This window comes from Azospirillaceae bacterium (genome assembly GCA_028283825.1).
GTDB lineage: Bacteria > Pseudomonadota > Alphaproteobacteria > Azospirillales > Azospirillaceae > Nitrospirillum.
This window is the reverse complement of sequence record JAPWJW010000002.1, coordinates 344,159-361,424: the sequence shown is the minus strand read 5'-3', so window position 1 is coordinate 361,424 and position 17,266 is coordinate 344,159. Positions and strand designations below refer to the sequence as shown.

At 66.2% G+C, this 17,266-nt stretch carries 13 protein-coding genes and 1 pseudogene; 7 read left to right on the top strand and 7 right to left on the bottom strand.

Annotation, left to right across the window (positions count from 1 at the left end; translation table 11 throughout):
- Positions 1-103 precede the first annotated feature (103 nt).
- Positions 104-2,107 carry a squalene--hopene cyclase gene (gene shc / locus PW843_10295; GenBank protein ID MDE1146997.1) on the top strand — a complete coding sequence of 668 codons (2,004 nt, stop codon included), beginning with the start codon at positions 104-106 and terminating at the stop codon, positions 2,105-2,107.
- A 101-nt stretch (positions 2,108-2,208) separates the two neighbouring features.
- Positions 2,209-2,913 (top strand): hypothetical protein, encoded by a 705-nt coding sequence (locus PW843_10290; protein ID MDE1146996.1) that lies wholly within the window; start codon positions 2,209-2,211, stop codon positions 2,911-2,913.
- Here the strand turns inward: PW843_10290 and hpnH are convergent.
- A complete protein-coding gene (gene hpnH / locus PW843_10285; GenBank protein MDE1146995.1) occupies positions 2,848-3,984 on the bottom strand; it encodes an adenosyl-hopene transferase HpnH in 1,137 nt (378 codons plus the stop codon). The two genes, PW843_10290 and hpnH, sit on opposite strands and share 66 nt — an antisense overlap.
- A 105-nt stretch (positions 3,985-4,089) precedes the next feature.
- A pseudogene (ispH, locus tag PW843_10280) lies at positions 4,090-5,011 on the bottom strand (4-hydroxy-3-methylbut-2-enyl diphosphate reductase).
- A gap of 742 nt (positions 5,012-5,753) precedes the next feature.
- On the opposite strand from ispH, the gene PW843_10275 reads away from it, so the two are divergent.
- The 5 genes from PW843_10275 to PW843_10255 all read left to right on the top strand — a co-directional run bounded on the left by PW843_10275 (position 5,754) and on the right by PW843_10255 (position 11,811).
- On the top strand, positions 5,754-6,173 hold the full coding sequence (locus tag PW843_10275; GenBank protein MDE1146994.1) for a copper resistance protein CopC: 420 nt from the start codon (positions 5,754-5,756) through the stop codon (positions 6,171-6,173).
- A 16-nt stretch (positions 6,174-6,189) separates the two neighbouring features.
- A complete protein-coding gene (locus tag PW843_10270) occupies positions 6,190-7,848 on the top strand; it encodes a copper resistance protein (protein MDE1146993.1) in 1,659 nt (552 codons plus the stop codon).
- Between the two features lie 154 nt (positions 7,849-8,002).
- The gene (locus tag PW843_10265) at positions 8,003-10,600 is read left to right on the top strand and encodes an MMPL family transporter (protein ID MDE1146992.1); all 2,598 of its coding nucleotides are present in this window, start codon (positions 8,003-8,005) and stop codon (positions 10,598-10,600) included.
- Positions 10,601-10,669: 69 nt separating this feature from the next.
- Complete coding sequence (locus PW843_10260; protein MDE1146991.1) at positions 10,670-11,149, top strand: VOC family protein; 480 nt, start codon at positions 10,670-10,672, stop codon at positions 11,147-11,149.
- A 257-nt stretch (positions 11,150-11,406) separates the two neighbouring features.
- Positions 11,407-11,811 carry a hypothetical protein gene (locus PW843_10255; GenBank protein ID MDE1146990.1) on the top strand — a complete coding sequence of 135 codons (405 nt, stop codon included), beginning with the start codon at positions 11,407-11,409 and terminating at the stop codon, positions 11,809-11,811.
- Positions 11,812-11,970: 159 nt separating this feature from the next.
- Here PW843_10255 and PW843_10250 read toward each other — a convergent pair whose 3' ends face one another.
- The 5 genes from PW843_10250 to PW843_10230 form a co-directional block, all read right to left on the bottom strand.
- On the bottom strand, positions 11,971-12,096 hold the full coding sequence (locus PW843_10250; protein ID MDE1146989.1) for a hypothetical protein: 126 nt from the start codon (positions 12,094-12,096) through the stop codon (positions 11,971-11,973).
- Between the two features lie 28 nt (positions 12,097-12,124).
- Positions 12,125-12,451 (bottom strand): SRPBCC domain-containing protein, encoded by a 327-nt coding sequence (locus PW843_10245; protein MDE1146988.1) that lies wholly within the window; start codon positions 12,449-12,451, stop codon positions 12,125-12,127.
- Positions 12,452-12,573: 122 nt separating this feature from the next.
- The gene (locus tag PW843_10240) at positions 12,574-13,482 is read right to left on the bottom strand and encodes a hypothetical protein (protein ID MDE1146987.1); all 909 of its coding nucleotides are present in this window, start codon (positions 13,480-13,482) and stop codon (positions 12,574-12,576) included.
- A gap of 282 nt (positions 13,483-13,764) precedes the next feature.
- The gene (ltrA, locus tag PW843_10235; protein MDE1146986.1) at positions 13,765-15,015 is read right to left on the bottom strand and encodes a group II intron reverse transcriptase/maturase; all 1,251 of its coding nucleotides are present in this window, start codon (positions 15,013-15,015) and stop codon (positions 13,765-13,767) included.
- A 571-nt stretch (positions 15,016-15,586) separates the two neighbouring features.
- Positions 15,587-17,173 carry an inorganic phosphate transporter gene (locus tag PW843_10230; GenBank protein MDE1146985.1) on the bottom strand — a complete coding sequence of 529 codons (1,587 nt, stop codon included), beginning with the start codon at positions 17,171-17,173 and terminating at the stop codon, positions 15,587-15,589.
- Between the last annotated feature and the right edge of the window lie 93 nt (positions 17,174-17,266).

The window sequence follows — 17,266 nt, the reverse complement described above, 5'->3', positions numbered from 1 at the left end:
CAGGCATGAGACAGAGGTGTGCGCTTGCGCACAGCTTCCATGACGGTTTCTTGAAAAACCGATCTTAGGCATTCGCGTTCAGGTAGGTAGAGGTCTTTTGGTGATGGATGTTCGTATGGAGGCCGTCCCGGTTGGCGGTGACGTGGGCGATGCCCGCGCCGGCGAAGGGGCGCTGCAGCAGTCGATCGACCGCGCCGCCCGCGTCCTGATGGACAGCCAGGCGGCCGATGGCCACTGGGTCTTCGACCTGGAGGCCGACGCCACCATCCCCGCCGAATACATTCTGCTGAAGCACTACCTGGGTGAGGAGCCGGATCCGGAGGTCGCGCGGCGCATCGGCAATTACCTGCGCCGCATCCAGGGCGACCACCACGGCTGGCCGCTGTTCTTCAAGGGCGCCTTCAACATCAGCGCCAGCGTAAAGGCCTATTTCGCGCTGAAGGCCATCGGCGACGACATCGACGCCCCCCACATGGTGCGTGCCCGCCAGGCCATCCGCGACAATGGCGGGGCCGCCGCCACCAACGTCTTCACCCGCATCATGCTGGCGCAGTTCGGCGCCGTGCCGTGGACCGCCGTCCCGGTGATGCCGGTCGAGATCATGCTGCTGCCCAAGTGGTTCCCCTTCCACCTGAGCAAGGTCAGCTATTGGGCGCGCACCGTCATCGTGCCGCTGCTGGTTCTGATGAGCCTGCAGTCCAAGGCCAAGAACCCGCATAACCTGCGCATCGATGAGCTGTTCCTGGTGCCGGCGGACAAGGTCAGGTCCTGGCCCAAGGCGCCGCACGTCAAGAAGCCCTGGGGCGAGATCTTCGGCGTCATCGACCGGGTGCTGCGCCTGGCCCGGCCCTTCTTCCCCAAGAAGAGCCGCGACCGGGCGGTGGAGAAGGCCGTGGCCTTCGTGCGCGAACGCCTGAACGGCGAGGACGGCCTGGGCGCCATTTATCCGGCCATGGCCAACACGGTCATGATGTTCGACCTGCTGGGCTGGTCGCCCAAGCACCCCGAGGTCGCGACCGCGCGCTACGCCATCGAGAAGCTGCTGATCATCGATGAGGCGGCGGACGAGGCCTTCTGCCAGCCCTGCGTCAGCCCCGTGTGGGATACCAGCCTGCTGTGCCACGCCATGATGGAAGTGGGCACGGATGAGGCGCTGGCGCGTACCGGCCAGGCGCTGGAATGGCTGAAGGGGGAGCAGGTGCTGGACGTGGTCGGCGACTGGGCGGAACAGCGCCCCAACGTCCGCCCCGGCGGCTGGGCCTTCCAGTACGGCAACGACCATTACCCCGACCTGGACGACACCGCCGTCGTCGTCATGGCCTTCCAGCGCGCGCAGCCGCAGCTGGCCGCCGCAGGCCTGCCTTCCGACTACGGCACCACCATCGCCCGCGGGGCGGAGTGGGTGGAGGGCCTGCAGAGCCGTAACGGCGGCTGGGGCGCGTTCGACGCCGACAACACCCATTACCACCTGAACTACATCCCCTTCTCCGACCACGGCGCCCTGCTGGATCCGCCCACGTCCGACGTCACCGGCCGCTGCCTGGGCATGATCGCCCAGCTGGGCGCCGACCGGGACAGCCCGGCGATGAAGGAGGCCGTGGCCTACCTGCTGGACGAGCAGGAGAAGGACGGCAGCTGGTTCGGCCGCTGGGGCGTCAACTACGTCTACGGCACCTGGTCGGCCCTGAACGGCCTGAACGCCGCCGGCCTGGCGCCGGACCATCCCGCCATGGTGCGGGCGGTGGACTGGCTGGTGCAGATCCAGAACGCCGACGGCGGCTGGGGCGAGGATTGCGAAAGCTACGCCCTGGACTACCGTGGCTATCGCCCCTTCCCCTCCACCGCGTCCCAGACCGCCTGGGCCCTGCTGGGCATGATGGCGGCCGGCGCTGTGGACCACCCGGCGGTGGCGCGCGGCATAGCCTGGCTGACGAAGAACCAGGGTACGGACGGGCTGTGGAAGGAAGAGTTCTACAGTGGCGGCGGTTTCCCGCGCATCTTCTACCTGCGCTACCACGGCTATTCGAAGTACTTCCCCCTGTGGGCGCTGGCGCGGTACCGCAACCTGTCGCAGGGCAACAGCAAGCTGGTCGGCTACGGCCTGTAAAAGCCGCTGGTTTTAAATGTAAAGCGCCCGCGAGAGCGGGTAATAAAGACGCCTGGAAGGAACCCCCTTCCAGGCGTTTTCTTTTCCCCCTTGGAATCATCATGGTCCAGCCACAGCGGCGCGTGCTGGCGCGCCCCATCATCGTCGTCACCGGCCTGAAGCGGGAGGCGGACATCGCCCAGGGGCGCGGCTGGCTGCCGCTGGTCAGCGCCGGCGACCTGGAACGGACGGAGCGGGAACTGACGGCCCATGCGCCGGGCGCCTGCGGCTTCCTGAGTTTCGGCCTGGGCGGCGGCTTGCAGCCGGACCTGGCGCCCGGCACCCTGGTGGTGGCCAACCGCATCATTACCGACCAGGGCGACTTCCTGCCCGACGCCGACTGGACGGCCGGCCTGGCCGCAGCATTGCCCCGGGCCATGGTGGGGCCGGTGGCGGGCCAGGACCGCATCATCGACAGCGTGGCGGGCAAGCAGGCGCTGTACCAGGCCACGGGGGCCGCCCTGGTGGATACGGAATCGCAGATCGCCGCCCGGGTGGGGGCGCGCTTCGGCGTGCCGGTGGCGGTGCTGCGCGCGGTGTGCGACCCGGCCCACATGGCCCTGCCGCCGGCGGCGACCGCCCCCCTGAAACGCAACGGGACGCCGGACCCCTTGCGGATCCTGGCGTCCCTATGGCGTCAGCCGGGCCAGATCCCGCACCTGATGCGGCTGGCCCGGGATTCCGAGGCGGCGTTTAAGGCCTTACTCGGCGGCTTTGCTGGGGTCGCGCGCGCGGATGTCAGCCAGCGCCTTCTCGACATGGCGTGAGAAGACGAATTCCGGCGGGCGCTGGTTTTCCAGGCTGATTTCCGGCGCCATGGCGCCGGTGGTCTTCACACCGCGCAGGCCCACCCAGGCGGCCTTCAGCGGGTTGGTCAGGGTGTCGGTCACGGCCGACGCCTCATACCCGCAATGGACCATGCAGTCGGCGCACTTCTCATAGTTGCCGGTGCCGTACTTGTCCCAGTCCGTATCCTCCATCAGCTCCTTGAAGGTCTTGGCGTAGCCTTCACCCAGGAGGTAGCAGGGACGCTGCCAGCCGAAATAGGTGCGGCAGGGGTTGCCCCACGGCGTGCAGTGGTATTCCTGGTTGCCGGCCAGGAAGTCCAGGAACATGGCGGACTGGTTGAACCGCCAGTTCTTGCCACCGTTGCCGTGCTTGAAGATCTCACGGAACAGGGTCTTGGTGGCGGTGCGGTTCAGGAAATGCTGCTGGTCGGGCGCACGCTCGTAGGCATAGCCCGGCGAGACGGTGATGCCTTCCACGCCCATCTCCATCACGCTGTCGAAGAAGCGGGCCACGCGCTCCGGATCGGCGTCGTTGAAGAAGGTGCAGTTGATGCTGACGCGGAAGCCCCGGTCCTTCGCCGCCTTGATGGCCGCCACGGCGCGGTCGTAGGTGCCCTTCTGGCAGACGGACTTGTCATGCGCCTCGCGGTCGCCGTCCAGGTGCACCGACCAGGTGAAGTATGGACTGGGCTTGAACAGGTCCATCTTCTTTTCCATCAGCAGCGCGTTGGTGCACAGGATGGCGTATTTCTTCTTGGCGATGATCCCTTCGACCATCTTGTCGATTTCTTTGTGCAGCAGCGGCTCACCGCCGGCAATCACCACCACGGGCGCGCCACACTCATCCACCGCCGACAGGCAATCCTCCAGCGGCAGTCGCTGGTTCAGGATCTCGTCCGGATAGTCGATCTTGCCGCAGCCGGCACAGGCCAGGTTGCAACGGAACAATGGTTCCAGCATGAGGACCAAGGGGTAGCGCTTCACGCCCGTCAGCCGCTTCTTGAGAAGATACGAGCCGATACGGACGACCTGATGCAGCGGAATACCCATGCCTTCAATCTCCTTGAGCCCCAGCGCCTGTTGACTGCGGCGGCGCGGGTTTAAACGTTTTCTCTAGCGAATTGGCGGTCAAAAAACCATCCACCGCCATGCGCGTCAGGCCAGCGTTTCAGGCAGGCGGAACTGCACGTCTTCCACGATGCCCGGCAATGTCGATAGCTCGATGGGACCCAGGCGCCCAAGCGCCGCGATCACACCGTCCACCAGTACTTCCGGGGCCGAGGCCCCGGCTGTGACGCCGACCACACCGCATCCGGCCAACCAGGCCGGATCCAGCGCGTCCGCGTCGGGGACAAGGTAGCTGGGCACGCCCAGTTCCTCACCAATTTCCCGTAGCCGGTTCGAATTCGAACTGTTTGGTGACCCAACTACCAGGATAAGCTCCGCCACTTTGGACCAATTCGCGCACCGCCGCCTGGCGATTCTGCGTCGCATAGCAGATATCCTTGGTTTCAGGCCCCTGGATATCGGCGAATCGACACTTCAACGCCTGGATGATGGCCCGCGTGTCATCCACGCTGAGCGTGGTTTGCGTCACATAGGCCACCGGCGTGTCCGACGGCAGCGGCAAAGCCGCCACGTCATCCACGCTGGACACCAGATGGGCACGCCCGGGGATTTGGCCAAGGGTGCCTTCCACCTCCGCATGGCCGGCATGGCCGATCAGGATGACGGTGCGGCCTTGCGCCACGTACCGCTTGCCCTCGACATGCACCTTGGACACCAGCGGACATGTCGCATCGATGACCCGAAGATCCCGCGTCAGCGCCTCAACCTCCACCACCTGCGGCACACCGTGGGCGCTGAAGATGGTGAGGGATCCCGGCGGCACCTCCGCCAAATCCTCCACAAACCGTGCGCCCTTGGCCCTAAGCCCTTCAACCACATGATGATTATGGACAATCTCATGCCGCACATAAACGGGTGCGCCGTGACGTTCCAGCGCGCGCTCGACAATGTCGATGGCGCGGATGACTCCAGCGCAGAAGCCCCGCGGCTGAGCGAGAACTACCTGCATTCGGAAAACCCCTGAAGGCGCCCCCCTTGTACCTTCGGGAAGGATCCGGCTGGAAACAGGCCGGACCAAGGCGCCCCACTTCAACTTTGTTAGCGATACCAACCGGTTCCCGCCAAGCCAGGCCTGACGGTTCCCATTTGGCTACGGATGGTAAAACCGACCCCCCGCCCCGACCGAGCCCGGGTGATTCATACCCGCGCCAATCGAATCCGCTACCGCCCTATGGTAACGCCAGACTTGCACAAAATTCGAAAGGTGCCAACGCGCACCGATTGCTTGCGCAAGGTCTGCTTCAAGTGTGACATCGCCGCAACGGGGTGACTTGACCTTGGACTCGGACGCGCAAGTAGGTGCCGCATGCCGACATCTTCCTGAATCGGCAATCAAGCGGTGGCCTGCAAGTAACTTTTCGGATAAGCGGCGACGGGTGCCCGTCGTCCCGGACGCAACAAACCGCCCCGCCGGCCGCAAATGTGACAGCCCTGCTGCCCGGCGATACGGGTTTCCAGCGATCCCGGCGATGGCGTAAAGAATTGACATAACCGCTGTCGCGCAAAAAACCGCGCCCGTAAAACCGTACCGTGGTGGCTGTCGGCTGCGCGCGTTTGTCGCGTGCGGGCGCGGCGTGTAAGGGAATGGTTCCCGGCAGTGATCCGTTCCGTCCCGCAGCCCCGGGCCCCCTTGTGCGGGACCGCCTGCCCCCATACGTACGCTTCCTTAAGTCTTCGAGGAGATGTCGCAGATGACCTTCCGAACCCCTGTTTCCCACCCATCCCAGCCCGGGCGCCTGCGCCGGCTGGCCGGCGGCCTGACCCTCCTGGCCGGCATGGCCGTGGCCCCCCTGCTGGCCCCGGTGGTCGCGCAGGCGCATGCCATCGTCATCCAGAGCAATCCCAAGGTGAACGACACGCTGGGTATCGGCGGCAACGTCCTGACCGTGCACTTCAACAGCCGAATCGACCGCGCGCGGTCCAAGCTGACCATCATCGGTTCCGACAAGAGCGAGACCCCGGTGACGATGAGTGACAGCCCGGATGACGAGACCCTGAGCGGCAGCGTCACCCTGTCCATCGTCGGGTCGTACAAGCTGCGCTGGCAGGTACTGGCCGTGGACGGGCACACCACCCGCGGCGACATCCCCTTCACCGTCATCCAGCCGTAACCGGGGCCTGTCGCACGTGGATACCCTTGTCGATATCTTCGGTTACCTGACCGTCGTCATCAACGGCATCAACCTGGTGGCCATGACCATGGCCTTCGGCAGCGTGCTGTTCCTGGCCTGCCTGGCCCTGCCGCTGGCGCCCAAGCTGAAGCTGTCCGCCGACGCGGTGGCGGATGCCGGGGCCCGCTATGCCCGCTGGGGCGCCATCGCCACCGCCATCGCCACGGCCTCGTCACTGACGCTGAACGCGTTGGTGCTGGCCGGCACGCTGGGCATGCCGGTGCTGAAGGTGGCCGGCGCCTTCTTCATCGAGGCCGGCATCGTCCAGACGCTGGCGGCCGTCGCCATCGCCGTGGCGGCGCGCGGCCACATGACCCGCAACCGCGTCATCACCCTGACGGCCCTGGCCCTGCTGATGCTGGTGGCGTCGCTGGCCACCAGCCATGCCGCCGCCCGGCCGGGTGAGCGCGTGTGGATGCTGCTGGCCACCTTCTCGCACATCCTGGGCGCCGGGCTGTGGCTGGGCGGCCTGCCGGCCTTCCTGTCGTCGCTGGGCCAGGCCCAGTCGCGCGATGAGGGGGCCGCCATCGGCCAGCGCTACAGCCAGCTGTCCATCACCGGCGTCCTTCTGATCGTGCTGGGCGCCATCGGTATCGGCGTCGGCTTCATCGGCAGCTGGGACGGCTTCTACGGCACCGCCTACGGCGCCATGGCGGCCACCAAGGGCGCCATGCTGGGCCTGCTGCTGCTGCTGGGCCTGGGCAATTTCCTGACCATCCGCCGCTTCGCCGCCGGCCAGGGCGAAAGCCTGACCCGCGTGCGCCGCTTCGTGGAGGTGGAGATCGCCTTCGCCATCGCCGTGCTGCTGGCCGCGGGTTCCATCACCTCGCAACCGCCGGCCATCGACCTGACGGACGACCGCGCCAGCTGGGCCGAGGTGGTGGCGCGGCTGACGCCCGTCATCCCGCCGCGCCTGGAAAGCCCCACCCACGACAGCCTGGCCATCCCCGCCTTGCAGGAGAAGCTGGACAAGGAATGGCAGGACCACAAGGCGTCCAACCGGCCGGAGGCCTTCGTGCCCGGTGCCGGCGAATTGCCGCCGCGCAACGCCGACGACATCGCCTGGTCGGAATACAACCACCACTGGGCAGGCCTGGCCGTGCTGCTGGTCGGCCTGGTGGCGCTGTTGGAACGGGCGGGCGTGCGCTGGGCCCGGCATTGGCCGCTGCTGTTCCTGGTGCTGGCGGGGTTCCTGTTCCTGCGGTCGGATCCGGAAACCTGGCCCATGGGCGACGTCGGCTTCTGGGACAGCTTCCGTGATCCGGAGGTGGTGCAGCACCGCACCTTCGTGGTGCTGATCGTGGCGTTCGCCATCTTCGAATGGGGGGTGCGGACCGGGCGGTGGAAGAACCAGTCCCTGGCCCTGGTCTTCCCCATCCTGACCACGGTGGGCGGCGACCTGCTGCTGACCCACAACCACGCCATCAGCAACATCAAGGAACAGCTGCTGATCGAACTCAGCCACCTGTTCCTGGCGGTGCTGGGCGTGGCGGCGGGTGCCGCGCGCTGGATGCAGATCCGGGGTACCGGCCGTGACGCCCGCTGGGCCGGCTGGATCTGGCCGGTGTGCTTCGTGCTGGTCGGCCTGCTGTTGCTGGGCTATCGCGAAGCCTGATATATCAATCGTCTGCCATTGAAGGTTGGCCGGCCCGGACCCCGTTTCAGGGGAACCGGGCCGGCCCGCCCTTGATTGACACGGGCGCCGGGCAACCGGCGCCCGTTTCGATATCCGCAGAGTTTGGGCGCGTATAAGGGAAGGAAGCGACAAGATGGGCCTCAACGACCGCATCGGCGCCCTGGTGGCCGCCTGTTGCCGCCGCTGGCAGCTGACCCTGCTGGCCGGCCTGGTGCTGGGCATTGCCGCCGCGTTCCATGTCGCGACCCATTTCGCCATCGACACCGACGCGGTGAAGCTGCTGTCGCCCGAGCTGACCTGGCGCAAGCGTGAGATCGCCTTCGACGCGCTGTATCCGCAGAAGGTGCAGCAGACCGCCGTGGTGATCGACGGCGTCACGCCGGAACTGGCCGAACGCGCCGCCAGCGCCCTGACCGCGGCGCTGATCAAGCGCACCGACGTGGTGCACAACGTCTTCCGCCCCGACGGCGGCCCCTATTTCAACCGCGAAGGCCTGATGTTGCTGCCCACCGAAGAGGTGCAGTCCAACATGCAGTCGCTGATCCAGGCGCAGCCGCTGCTGGGCCCGCTGGCGGCCGACCCGTCGGCGCGCGGCCTGCTGGATACCTTGGGCACCTATCTTCAGGGCGTCAGCTACGGCCAGGCCAAGCTGGAGGATCTGGGCCGCGCCTTCGACGCCCTGGGCGGCACGATGCAGGCCGCGGCCACGGGCAAGGTAGTGCCGCTGAACTGGCGCGGCCTGGTGACGGGCCAGCCGCCCAACCCCATGGAACTGCGCCGCTTCATCCTGTTGCAGCCGGTGCTGGACTTCAACGACCTGCAACCGGGGCAGATGGCGTCCGACGCCATCCGCGCCACCGCCAAGGATCTGGGCCTGACGCCGGACAACGGCGTGCGCGTGCGCCTGACGGGCGAGGTGCCGATGGCGGATGAGGAATTCGGCACCCTGGGCGAAGGGGTGGCCTTCAACGGCACGCTGACCGGCATCGCCGTGCTGGTGCTGCTGTGGCTGGCGGTGAAGTCCTTCCGCATGGTGGGCGCCATCCTGCTGACCGTCATCGTCGGCCTGGCCGTCACCGCCGCCTTCGGCCTGATCGCCACCGGGCCGTTCAACCTGCTGTCCATCGCCTTCACGGTGCTGTTCGTGGGATTGGGCGTGGATTTCGGCATCCAGTTCTCCGTCCGCTATCGCGCCGACCGGCTGATGCACGACGACCTGGCCACGGCCCTGGCCGCCGCCGGCCATGGCGTGGGCCGGGGCCTGACGGTGGCGGCCGCCGCCACCGCCGCCGGCTTCCTGGCCTTCCTGCCCACCGACTATCGGGGCGTGTCGCAGCTGGGCATCCTGGCCGGGGTGGGCATGGGCATCGCCTTCCTGCTGTCCATCACCTTCCTGCCCGCGCTGCTGATGCTGCTGCGCCCGAAGGGGGAGCATGTGGAGGTGGGCTACAAGGCGCTGGCGCCACTGGACCATCTGATCGCCACCCGCCGCCGCTGGGTGCTGGGCGCCGCCGCCGTCGTGGCGGTGGCCTGTGCCGCCCTGCTGCCGCGCCTGACCTTCGACTTCAACCCGCTGAACCTGCGCAGCCCCAAGACGGAAGCGGTGTCGGTGGTGCTGGAACTGATGAAGGACCCGCTGTTCACGCCCAACACCATCGACGTACTGGCGGCATCGGAGGATGAGGCCAACGCCCTGTCCGACAAGCTGTCCAAGCTGCCGGAGGTGGCGCAGGCCATCACCCTGAACGACTACATCCCCACCGACCAGGACGCCAAGCTGGCCATCATTTCCGATGCCGCCACCCTGCTGGGCCCCAGCCTGTCGCCGCCGGAGACCAAACCCGCCCCCAGCGTGGAGGATGTGCGCCAGTCCATGACCGCCGTGGTGGCGGCCCTGGGCAAGCTGGCGCCCGACGCCGGCACCCCCGGCGGCGCGTCCGCCCTGAAGTTCAAGGCGGCGCTGGAGGCGGCCTTGGCCGCCCCGGCCGAAACGGTGGTCCCGGCCTTCCAGAAGGCGACGGAGCCGGGCCTGCAGACCCTGCTGGCCCAGGTGAACGACAGCCTGCAAGCCACCCCCGTCACCCTGGCCGACCTGCCGGCGGACCTGAAGCGCGACTGGGTGGCGGCCGACGGCCACGCCCGCATCTCCGTCTTCCCCAAGGGCGACAGCAACGACAACCAGGTGCTGAAGCGTTTCGTCAAGGCGGTGCGCACCATAGCACCAGACGCCACCGGCACCCCCATCGCCATCCAGGAAAGCAGCGCCACCATCATCCACGCCTTTTTGCAGGCGGGCATCCTGGCCGTCATCCTGGTGACCATCATCCTGGCCGTCACCCTGCGCAACGTGGCCGACGTGCTGAAGACCCTGGCGCCCCTGGCGCTGGCCTCATTGCTGACCCTGGCCGCCGCCATCCTGGCGGGCAAGCCCATCAACTTCGCCAACATCATCGCCTTGCCCCTGCTGTTCGGCATCGGCACGGCCTTCAACATCTATTACGTCATGGCCTGGCGGCAGGGATTGCGCGACCCGCTGGCGTCCAGCCTGACCCGCGCCACCATCCTGTCGGCCCTGACCACCGGCACCGCCTTCGGCAGCCTGTGGACCAGCCACCACCCCGGCACCGCCAGCATGGGCGAACTGCTGGTGTTCTCGCTGGCCAGCATCCTGGTGACGGCGCTGCTGTTCCTGCCGGCCCTGCTGGGTCCCCCCAAAGGCGAGGCTACCTGAGGGCGCTTCCCGTCCCATGGGGGGTGGCCCATAGTCCGGGCAACGCCTTCCCCTGAAGAGGACGAGGACATGCCCGCCATCACCCCCTTCCTGTGGTTCGACACGGTGGCCGAAGACGCCGCGCGTTTCTACGTCGGAATCTTCCCCAATTCCCGCATCACCACCATCGCCCGCTATGGCGAGGCTGGCCCCAGGCCCGCCGACATGGTCATGACCGTGTCGTTCGCGCTGGACGGCAAGCCCTTCATGGCGCTGAACGGCGGACCGCACTGGAAGATCAACGAGGCCGTCTCCTTCGTCATCGACTGCGCCACCCAGGCGGATGTCGACCGTTACTGGGACGTGCTGGGCGACGGCGGCCGCATCCACGCCTGCGGCTGGCTGACCGACCGGTTCGGCGTGACCTGGCAGGTGGTCCCCAGCGGCTTCATCGACCTGATCACCGACCCCGACCCGGCACGGGCGGCGAAGGCCATGAAAGCCATGCAGGAGATGATCAAGCTGGACTTGGCGGCGCTGCGCCGGGCGGTGGACACGGACACCGCCTGACCCGCCGACGGCGGGCCGGCAAGGTGAACGCCCGGCTGGGGGGCGGCTCATGGCCCCAGAGCCCCGGACCTTCATAGGAAATCCCCCCGTTCCGCGTTCAGGCGCGACGCTTCAGGCCGGGCCAGAAAGGCCTGGAAAACACCGGGACGGCTCGATTCACCCTCACAAAAATAACCTTTAAGTTGTATTTATAGACGATATGGCGCATTATGGTTGCTCTTCTGATGGGTAGTCACGCGACGAAAGGAACGAGAATCATGTCATACACACTCAGGTTAGCCGCAAATGTGCTTAAGATTGCAGAAAAAGAATGGGGAAAAGCCGGTGAAATCAAGTTCACCCTCTTTACATCCTGCATTGGTATCGTCGCCAAAAAGGCTGGTAGCAACGAAGTCATCGGTGTTCATCTCGTCATGACCGATGATCAACACGAATTTTTTACTGATGGTGATGCAGATGATGTGAAAAGACAGTTCGATACGTACGGCGCAGACGCAAGTACGATCGAATTTATCGGAGAAATTGGAACATGGGAGTCTTCACGTCCGAATCCGTATAAACGTCTCGTCGCCCTGATCAAGCCGGTCGCGAAAAAAGATCTCGGCGAGGGAACCTATGGTGCGAAATTGACCAACGGTAAAGTCGTGATCGTTACCTATTGACGGGCAGGGTTAAGACAAAATCCGCCAGCATGTACATTCAGCAACGATTGCCGTGCGGCGGCTTGGAAACCGCCGCCGCGCGGCAACCGGACATCACCGGAATTGCATCACCCCCAGTACAGAATCAGGGGCGCGCCCTCAAACACCGGCACTAAACACCTAGGGGCGGACCGAGCTTTCCCCGATCAGTTCTTCCAATTGGTCGAACGCTTCGGACAGCCCGCCGGCCATGCCATCCGCCGCGTCAGGCGCCTCCTTGGAGGGATAAAGCTCATGCAGGGCCAACAGGTCTTGCCGTCCTTCTCCTCGAAGGTCACCGTGGTGATCGAGTTCCCCCCTCGCTTTCGTCATTGGTCCAGACGATGCGCGAGTATGGCGTCACTTCCAGATATTTGCCAAAGAAGGCCATGGTCTTCGCCTCGCCGAGATCGAATTCCAGGCGATAACCGCCACCGATCCGGACGTCCATTTCGCAGGAACGCAGCGACAGGCCCATCGATCTCGGGACCCACCACCGCCTGAAGAGCCCGGCCATGCTCCAGGCTTCGAACATGACCTGCGCCGGAGCGTCGAAAGTCCGCGAGACGACCATTTCCCGGTCGGATGTGCGCTCCACCGCCGTGGGACCATTCATCGGCATTCCCGGCCCCTCTTTATTTTGCGCGCGCCCTGGCGATCCAGACGGCCGGCGCGCAACGATAAACCGCGCCGGCCGCCGGCTTCCAATGAGCGAAAGGGGGGGGGGGAGGAGATGGAATCCCCCTAGGCCCCTGTCCCTCCAGCCCCCTTCGCGCCCGGCCGGGCGAATTGCCAGGTCAGGCCGGTCAGCAGGCCCAGCGCCAGGTATTCGAAGAAGAACTGGCTTTCACTGAGCATGGCGGCCCCCAGGGGTGCCGGGATGAAGAAGCTGTACAGGAAGGGCCGCAGCACCAGCCCGCGCAGGAACAGGACCAGGAGCATGAACTGCGCCAGGCGGGTCAGCGGCCGGGCCGACAGCTTGTCCCAGATCAGCGCCGCCATGGCCAGGCAGCTGGCCACCGGCTCCACGAAGGTCAGGTAGGCGGGGATCTCCACCTGCCAGCCATAGGGCATCTGGTAGACCTCGTCATGGTCAAAGCCGCTCAGGGCCGCCATCACCGGCTTCCAGACGTGCGCGATCAAGGGCTGGAGGCCCAGCAGCACGATGGCACCGATGATGACACCCGCCACCAGCCGGGACACGGGGCCACGGGTGAACGCTGACGCCGCGACCACCAGGGCGGCAGAGCCCAGCGCGACCAACAGGCCGGGCACGGCCCCGGCCAGGGCATAGACCCAAGCCGTCGTCACCACGCCGTTCATGACGATCAGGCGCAGGCTTTCCCGCCCCATGGCCAGCAGCGCGAACAGCGCCAGGACGGCCAGGACGGGCCCGCGCTTGGCCAATGCCGGCCGTGCCATGCCATAGAAGACGCACGCCGCCGCCATCGCGCCCATCAGGATCGGCATCCGCGCCCAGGTTGGCGCGCCGCCGTCCTGCGGATAAGCGACATCCAACACCTGCAACATGACCACGTGAATGCTGAGGGAGATGAAGCCGGAGATCACCGCCCCCACGGCCAGGATTGTCCAGTTGACGCGCCGGTCCCCACCCGGGCCCCTGTCTTGGGACCCGTATTCCACTGCCGCCATTATTTTGTTCCTTGAGAGTTACCAGAGTGTGCCGGGCGCCTTGTCAGCAAGCCCCATGCCACCCCCTTAACCCTGGGGAAACCCTCAAAAACAGATAAACACTGTGCGAACTCCAGCCAAGAATTGGCGATTTTGACCATCGTAGGCGGCCCCAACTGTCCGCTTTTGATGAAAGCGGACAGTGATGGTCCGGTATCGGGATAGGGGGCGATCCTTGAGGACCGCTCCCCTCCCACACCACCCGGCATGCGGGTCCGCACCGGGCGGTTCGAGGAGTTGAGGTCAAGAGAGACGGGGCATTCCCAGGGCGTCCGCCCATTGCAGGGAGAGGACGGCATTGAGGGCCATCCCGCTGTTGCGCCACCAGCGGCGGCTATTGGCCGCCACCTGATGGAGCACCTTGGGTTTGGCCCCGAGTGCTTTCAGTTCCCTGTAGATGGTCGTGCCCCGTTTCCAATGCTTGAGCTGGATGGCCCGCAGCCGATGGCGCATCCACTTGTCCAGGTCGTTCCAGACCCGGGGTGTCTGCGCCAGGCGGAAGTAGGCCTTCCATCCCAGAACATAGGAACGCAGGCGCATCACCACCTCCTGCACACTGTTCCCGCCGGAACGGCGGGTCAGCTGCCGGATGCGATGCTTGAAGGTCGCCAGCGGCTTGTCGGCAACCCGCCGCTTGATGACGCCACCGGGCGCCACCCAGAAGCCGTAGCCCAGGAACTTGCGGCCGAACACGCTGGTCACCGCGCTCTTGGTCTCGTTGACCGAGAGACGCAGTCGGCCGTAGAGCCGCCGCAACAGCGCCATCACCCGTTCACCCGCCTTCCGGCTGCGAACGTAAACGTTCGCATCGTCAGCGTAGCGCACGAAGCGATGACCCCGGCGCTCCAGTTCCCGGTCCACCTCGTCGAGCAAGACGTTGGCCAGCAGCGGCGACAGCGGGCCGCCCTGCGGCGTCCCCCTCTCCCGTGCCTGGACCACGCCCCCCACCATGATCCCGCTGTCCAGGTACGACCGGATCAGCCGGACGATGCCGGCATCCCCAATGCGCTTCCAGAGACGGTCGATCAGGATGTCGTGGTTCACCCGGTCGAAGAACTTCTCCAGGTCCACGTCAACCACAACCCGCCGGCCCGACTGGACGTACGACTGTGCCTTCAGCACCGCGTCGTGCGCCCCTCGCCCCGGACGGAAGCCGTAGCTGTACTCGCTGAAGCTCGGATCAAGGAGCGGCTGCAACACCTGCAGCAGCGCCTGCTGGATCAGGCGATCCGTCACCGTCGGGATGCCGAGTTCACGCTCGCCACCGTCCGGCTTCGGGATCGCCACCCGTCGTACCGGCCAAGGCCGGTACGTCCCCGACAACACCTGGCTCCGGATCGCGGGCCACACCGTGCGCAGATGGGCCGCCGTCTGGTCAATGTCCAGACCGTCAACCCCCGCCGCGCCCTTGTTGGACCGCACCCGTCGCCAAGCCCGTTGCAGGTTCTCTCGCGTCAGGGCCGCCAGCAGCAGCCCTGACCCCGTGTTTTCCATTTCCGGGCACGGGCGCAAGGCTTCGTCGCTGCCGGGCCCGGGCAAGGCTTCACCTCGCCCCCCTCCCGACCGCCCCGCTTGCGCGGACATCTGACGCTCTGCCTTCCGCATCGCCACGGTGGATCAACACTCCTCCTCGTTCGGTCCTTCGGCACCAGTTGAACCGGCCCCTACTATGACCTCTGCTGACTTCCCGCTCCGGCTCGACACCGTCACCCTTTCAGGCATAAGGCGGGATCTCCCCAGGTAAGAGCGCGCTCCTTCACCACACAACCGCCGGATCTACGGCGCCGACCCTTGATCACGAGAGCTTCGCGGTTCATGGCCCGCTCGCCCTGCTCGGCACCGCCTTCTATCCGGTTCTTGTTCATCGGCTCGTGGTTTCGCTCCACGCTTCCTCCCCACGATCAGTCGCCCTCTCGCAGTTGCGTTTCGCTTCGTTCACCGTGATCAGCTTACGGAGGGACTTCCACCCTCAAGAACGCGCCCATGCTGGGCGCACCATGAAAAAACCCAGGGCCGCCGGGGCGGCCCTGGGTCTTGGTCATTCCGACGCCCGTGTCCCGGGGTCTCAGAACACGTGGCGGAACAACCAGAACAGGCTGCCGGCCAGGACGATGGACACCGGCAGGGTCAGCACCCAGGCCATGGCCATGTTGCGCACGGTGGCCCATTGCAGGCCGGAGCCGTTGGCCGCCATGGTGCCGGCCACGCCCGATGACAGCACGTGGGTGGTGCTGACCGGCAGGCCGAAGGCGTCGGCCGCACCGATGGTGGCCATGGCCACCAGTTCGGCCGAGGCGCCCTGGCCGTAGGTCAGGTGGTCCTTGCCGATCTTCTCACCCACCGTCACCACGATGCGCTTCCAGCCCACCATGGTGCCCAGGCCCAGGGCGATGGCGACGCCGACCTTCACCCAGGTGGGGATGAAGCGGGTGGCGTTGTCGTAGCGGCCCAGCAGTTCCTTCAGCACCGGCTGGTCGGCGGCCTGGATCAGGTCGCCCTTCTTCTGGATTTGGCGCAGGGCCTCGGCCGACAGGTACATGTCGTTGCGGACGTTGCGCACGTTTTCCTGCGGCACCTGGTCCAGGGAGCCATAGGCGCGGATCTGGTCGGCGATGCTGGCCGTCAGGTCATGGACGCCGCCCATGGTGCTGTCGGTCATGGTGCGGGTGCGGACGAAATCCTCCACCGCCGCGCGGGGGTCGGCCGGCGTCTCCTTGACGTAGTGGCTCAGCACGTCGCCGGCATGGTCGAAGGTGGCGATGTAGGCGGGGGTGTCGTGGATGGTGACGGCACGGTTGAGGGCGTAGGCGGTGGGCACCGTGCCGATCAGGATCAGCATGATCAGGCCCATGCCCTTCTGCCCGTCGTTGGAGCCGTGGGCGAAGCTGACGCCGGAGCAGGTGAGCACCAGCAGGCCGCGGATCCAGGAAGGCGGCGCCTTGTTGCCCTCCGGCGCCTTGAACAGGGCCTTGTCCTTGATCACCGTGCGCATCAGGACCAGCAGGGCGGCGGAGCAGACGAAGCCGATGACGGGGGAGATCAGCAGGGTCTGGATGATCTTGGTCGCCTGGCCCCAGTCAACGCCGCTGGTGGCGGTGCCGCTGGTCGCCATCATCTGGTTCATCAGGCCGACGCCGATGATGGAACCGATCAGGGTGTGGGAACTGGAGGACGGCAGGCCCAGGTACCAGGTGCCCAGGTTCCACAGGATGGCGGCGATCAGCAGGGCGAACACCATGGCGAAGCCGGCGTCGCTGCCGACCTGCAGGATCAGTTCGACCGGCAGCAGCGAGACGATGCCGAAGGCCACCGCGCCGGTGGAGAACAGCACGCCGGCGAAGTTGCACAGGCCCGACCACATCACCGCCACGTTGGCCGGCAGGGAGTGGGTGTAGATCACCGTCGCCACGGCGTTGGCCGTGTCGTGGAAGCCGTTGACGAATTCAAAGCCCAGCGCGATCAGCAGCGCCACGCCCAGCAGGACGAACGGCAGGGCGGATCGGGTGTCGACCCCGCTGAGGTCACCGATCAGGTTGACCGCCATATAGCCCAGGCCGACGGCCATCAGGACCAGGAACGCCAACGTCCCATAACGCGCGGCCGGTCCGCCGGAGGTTGCGACGGGTGAATGCACGGCTTCCGCATGGGCCATGGTGCCAGTCCTTTTCCAAATGAGGTCCGGAACCGTACGGCAAGACTCATGACAACTTTATGTCGCAGAGGGCATTGTATGGTTAATAAATGG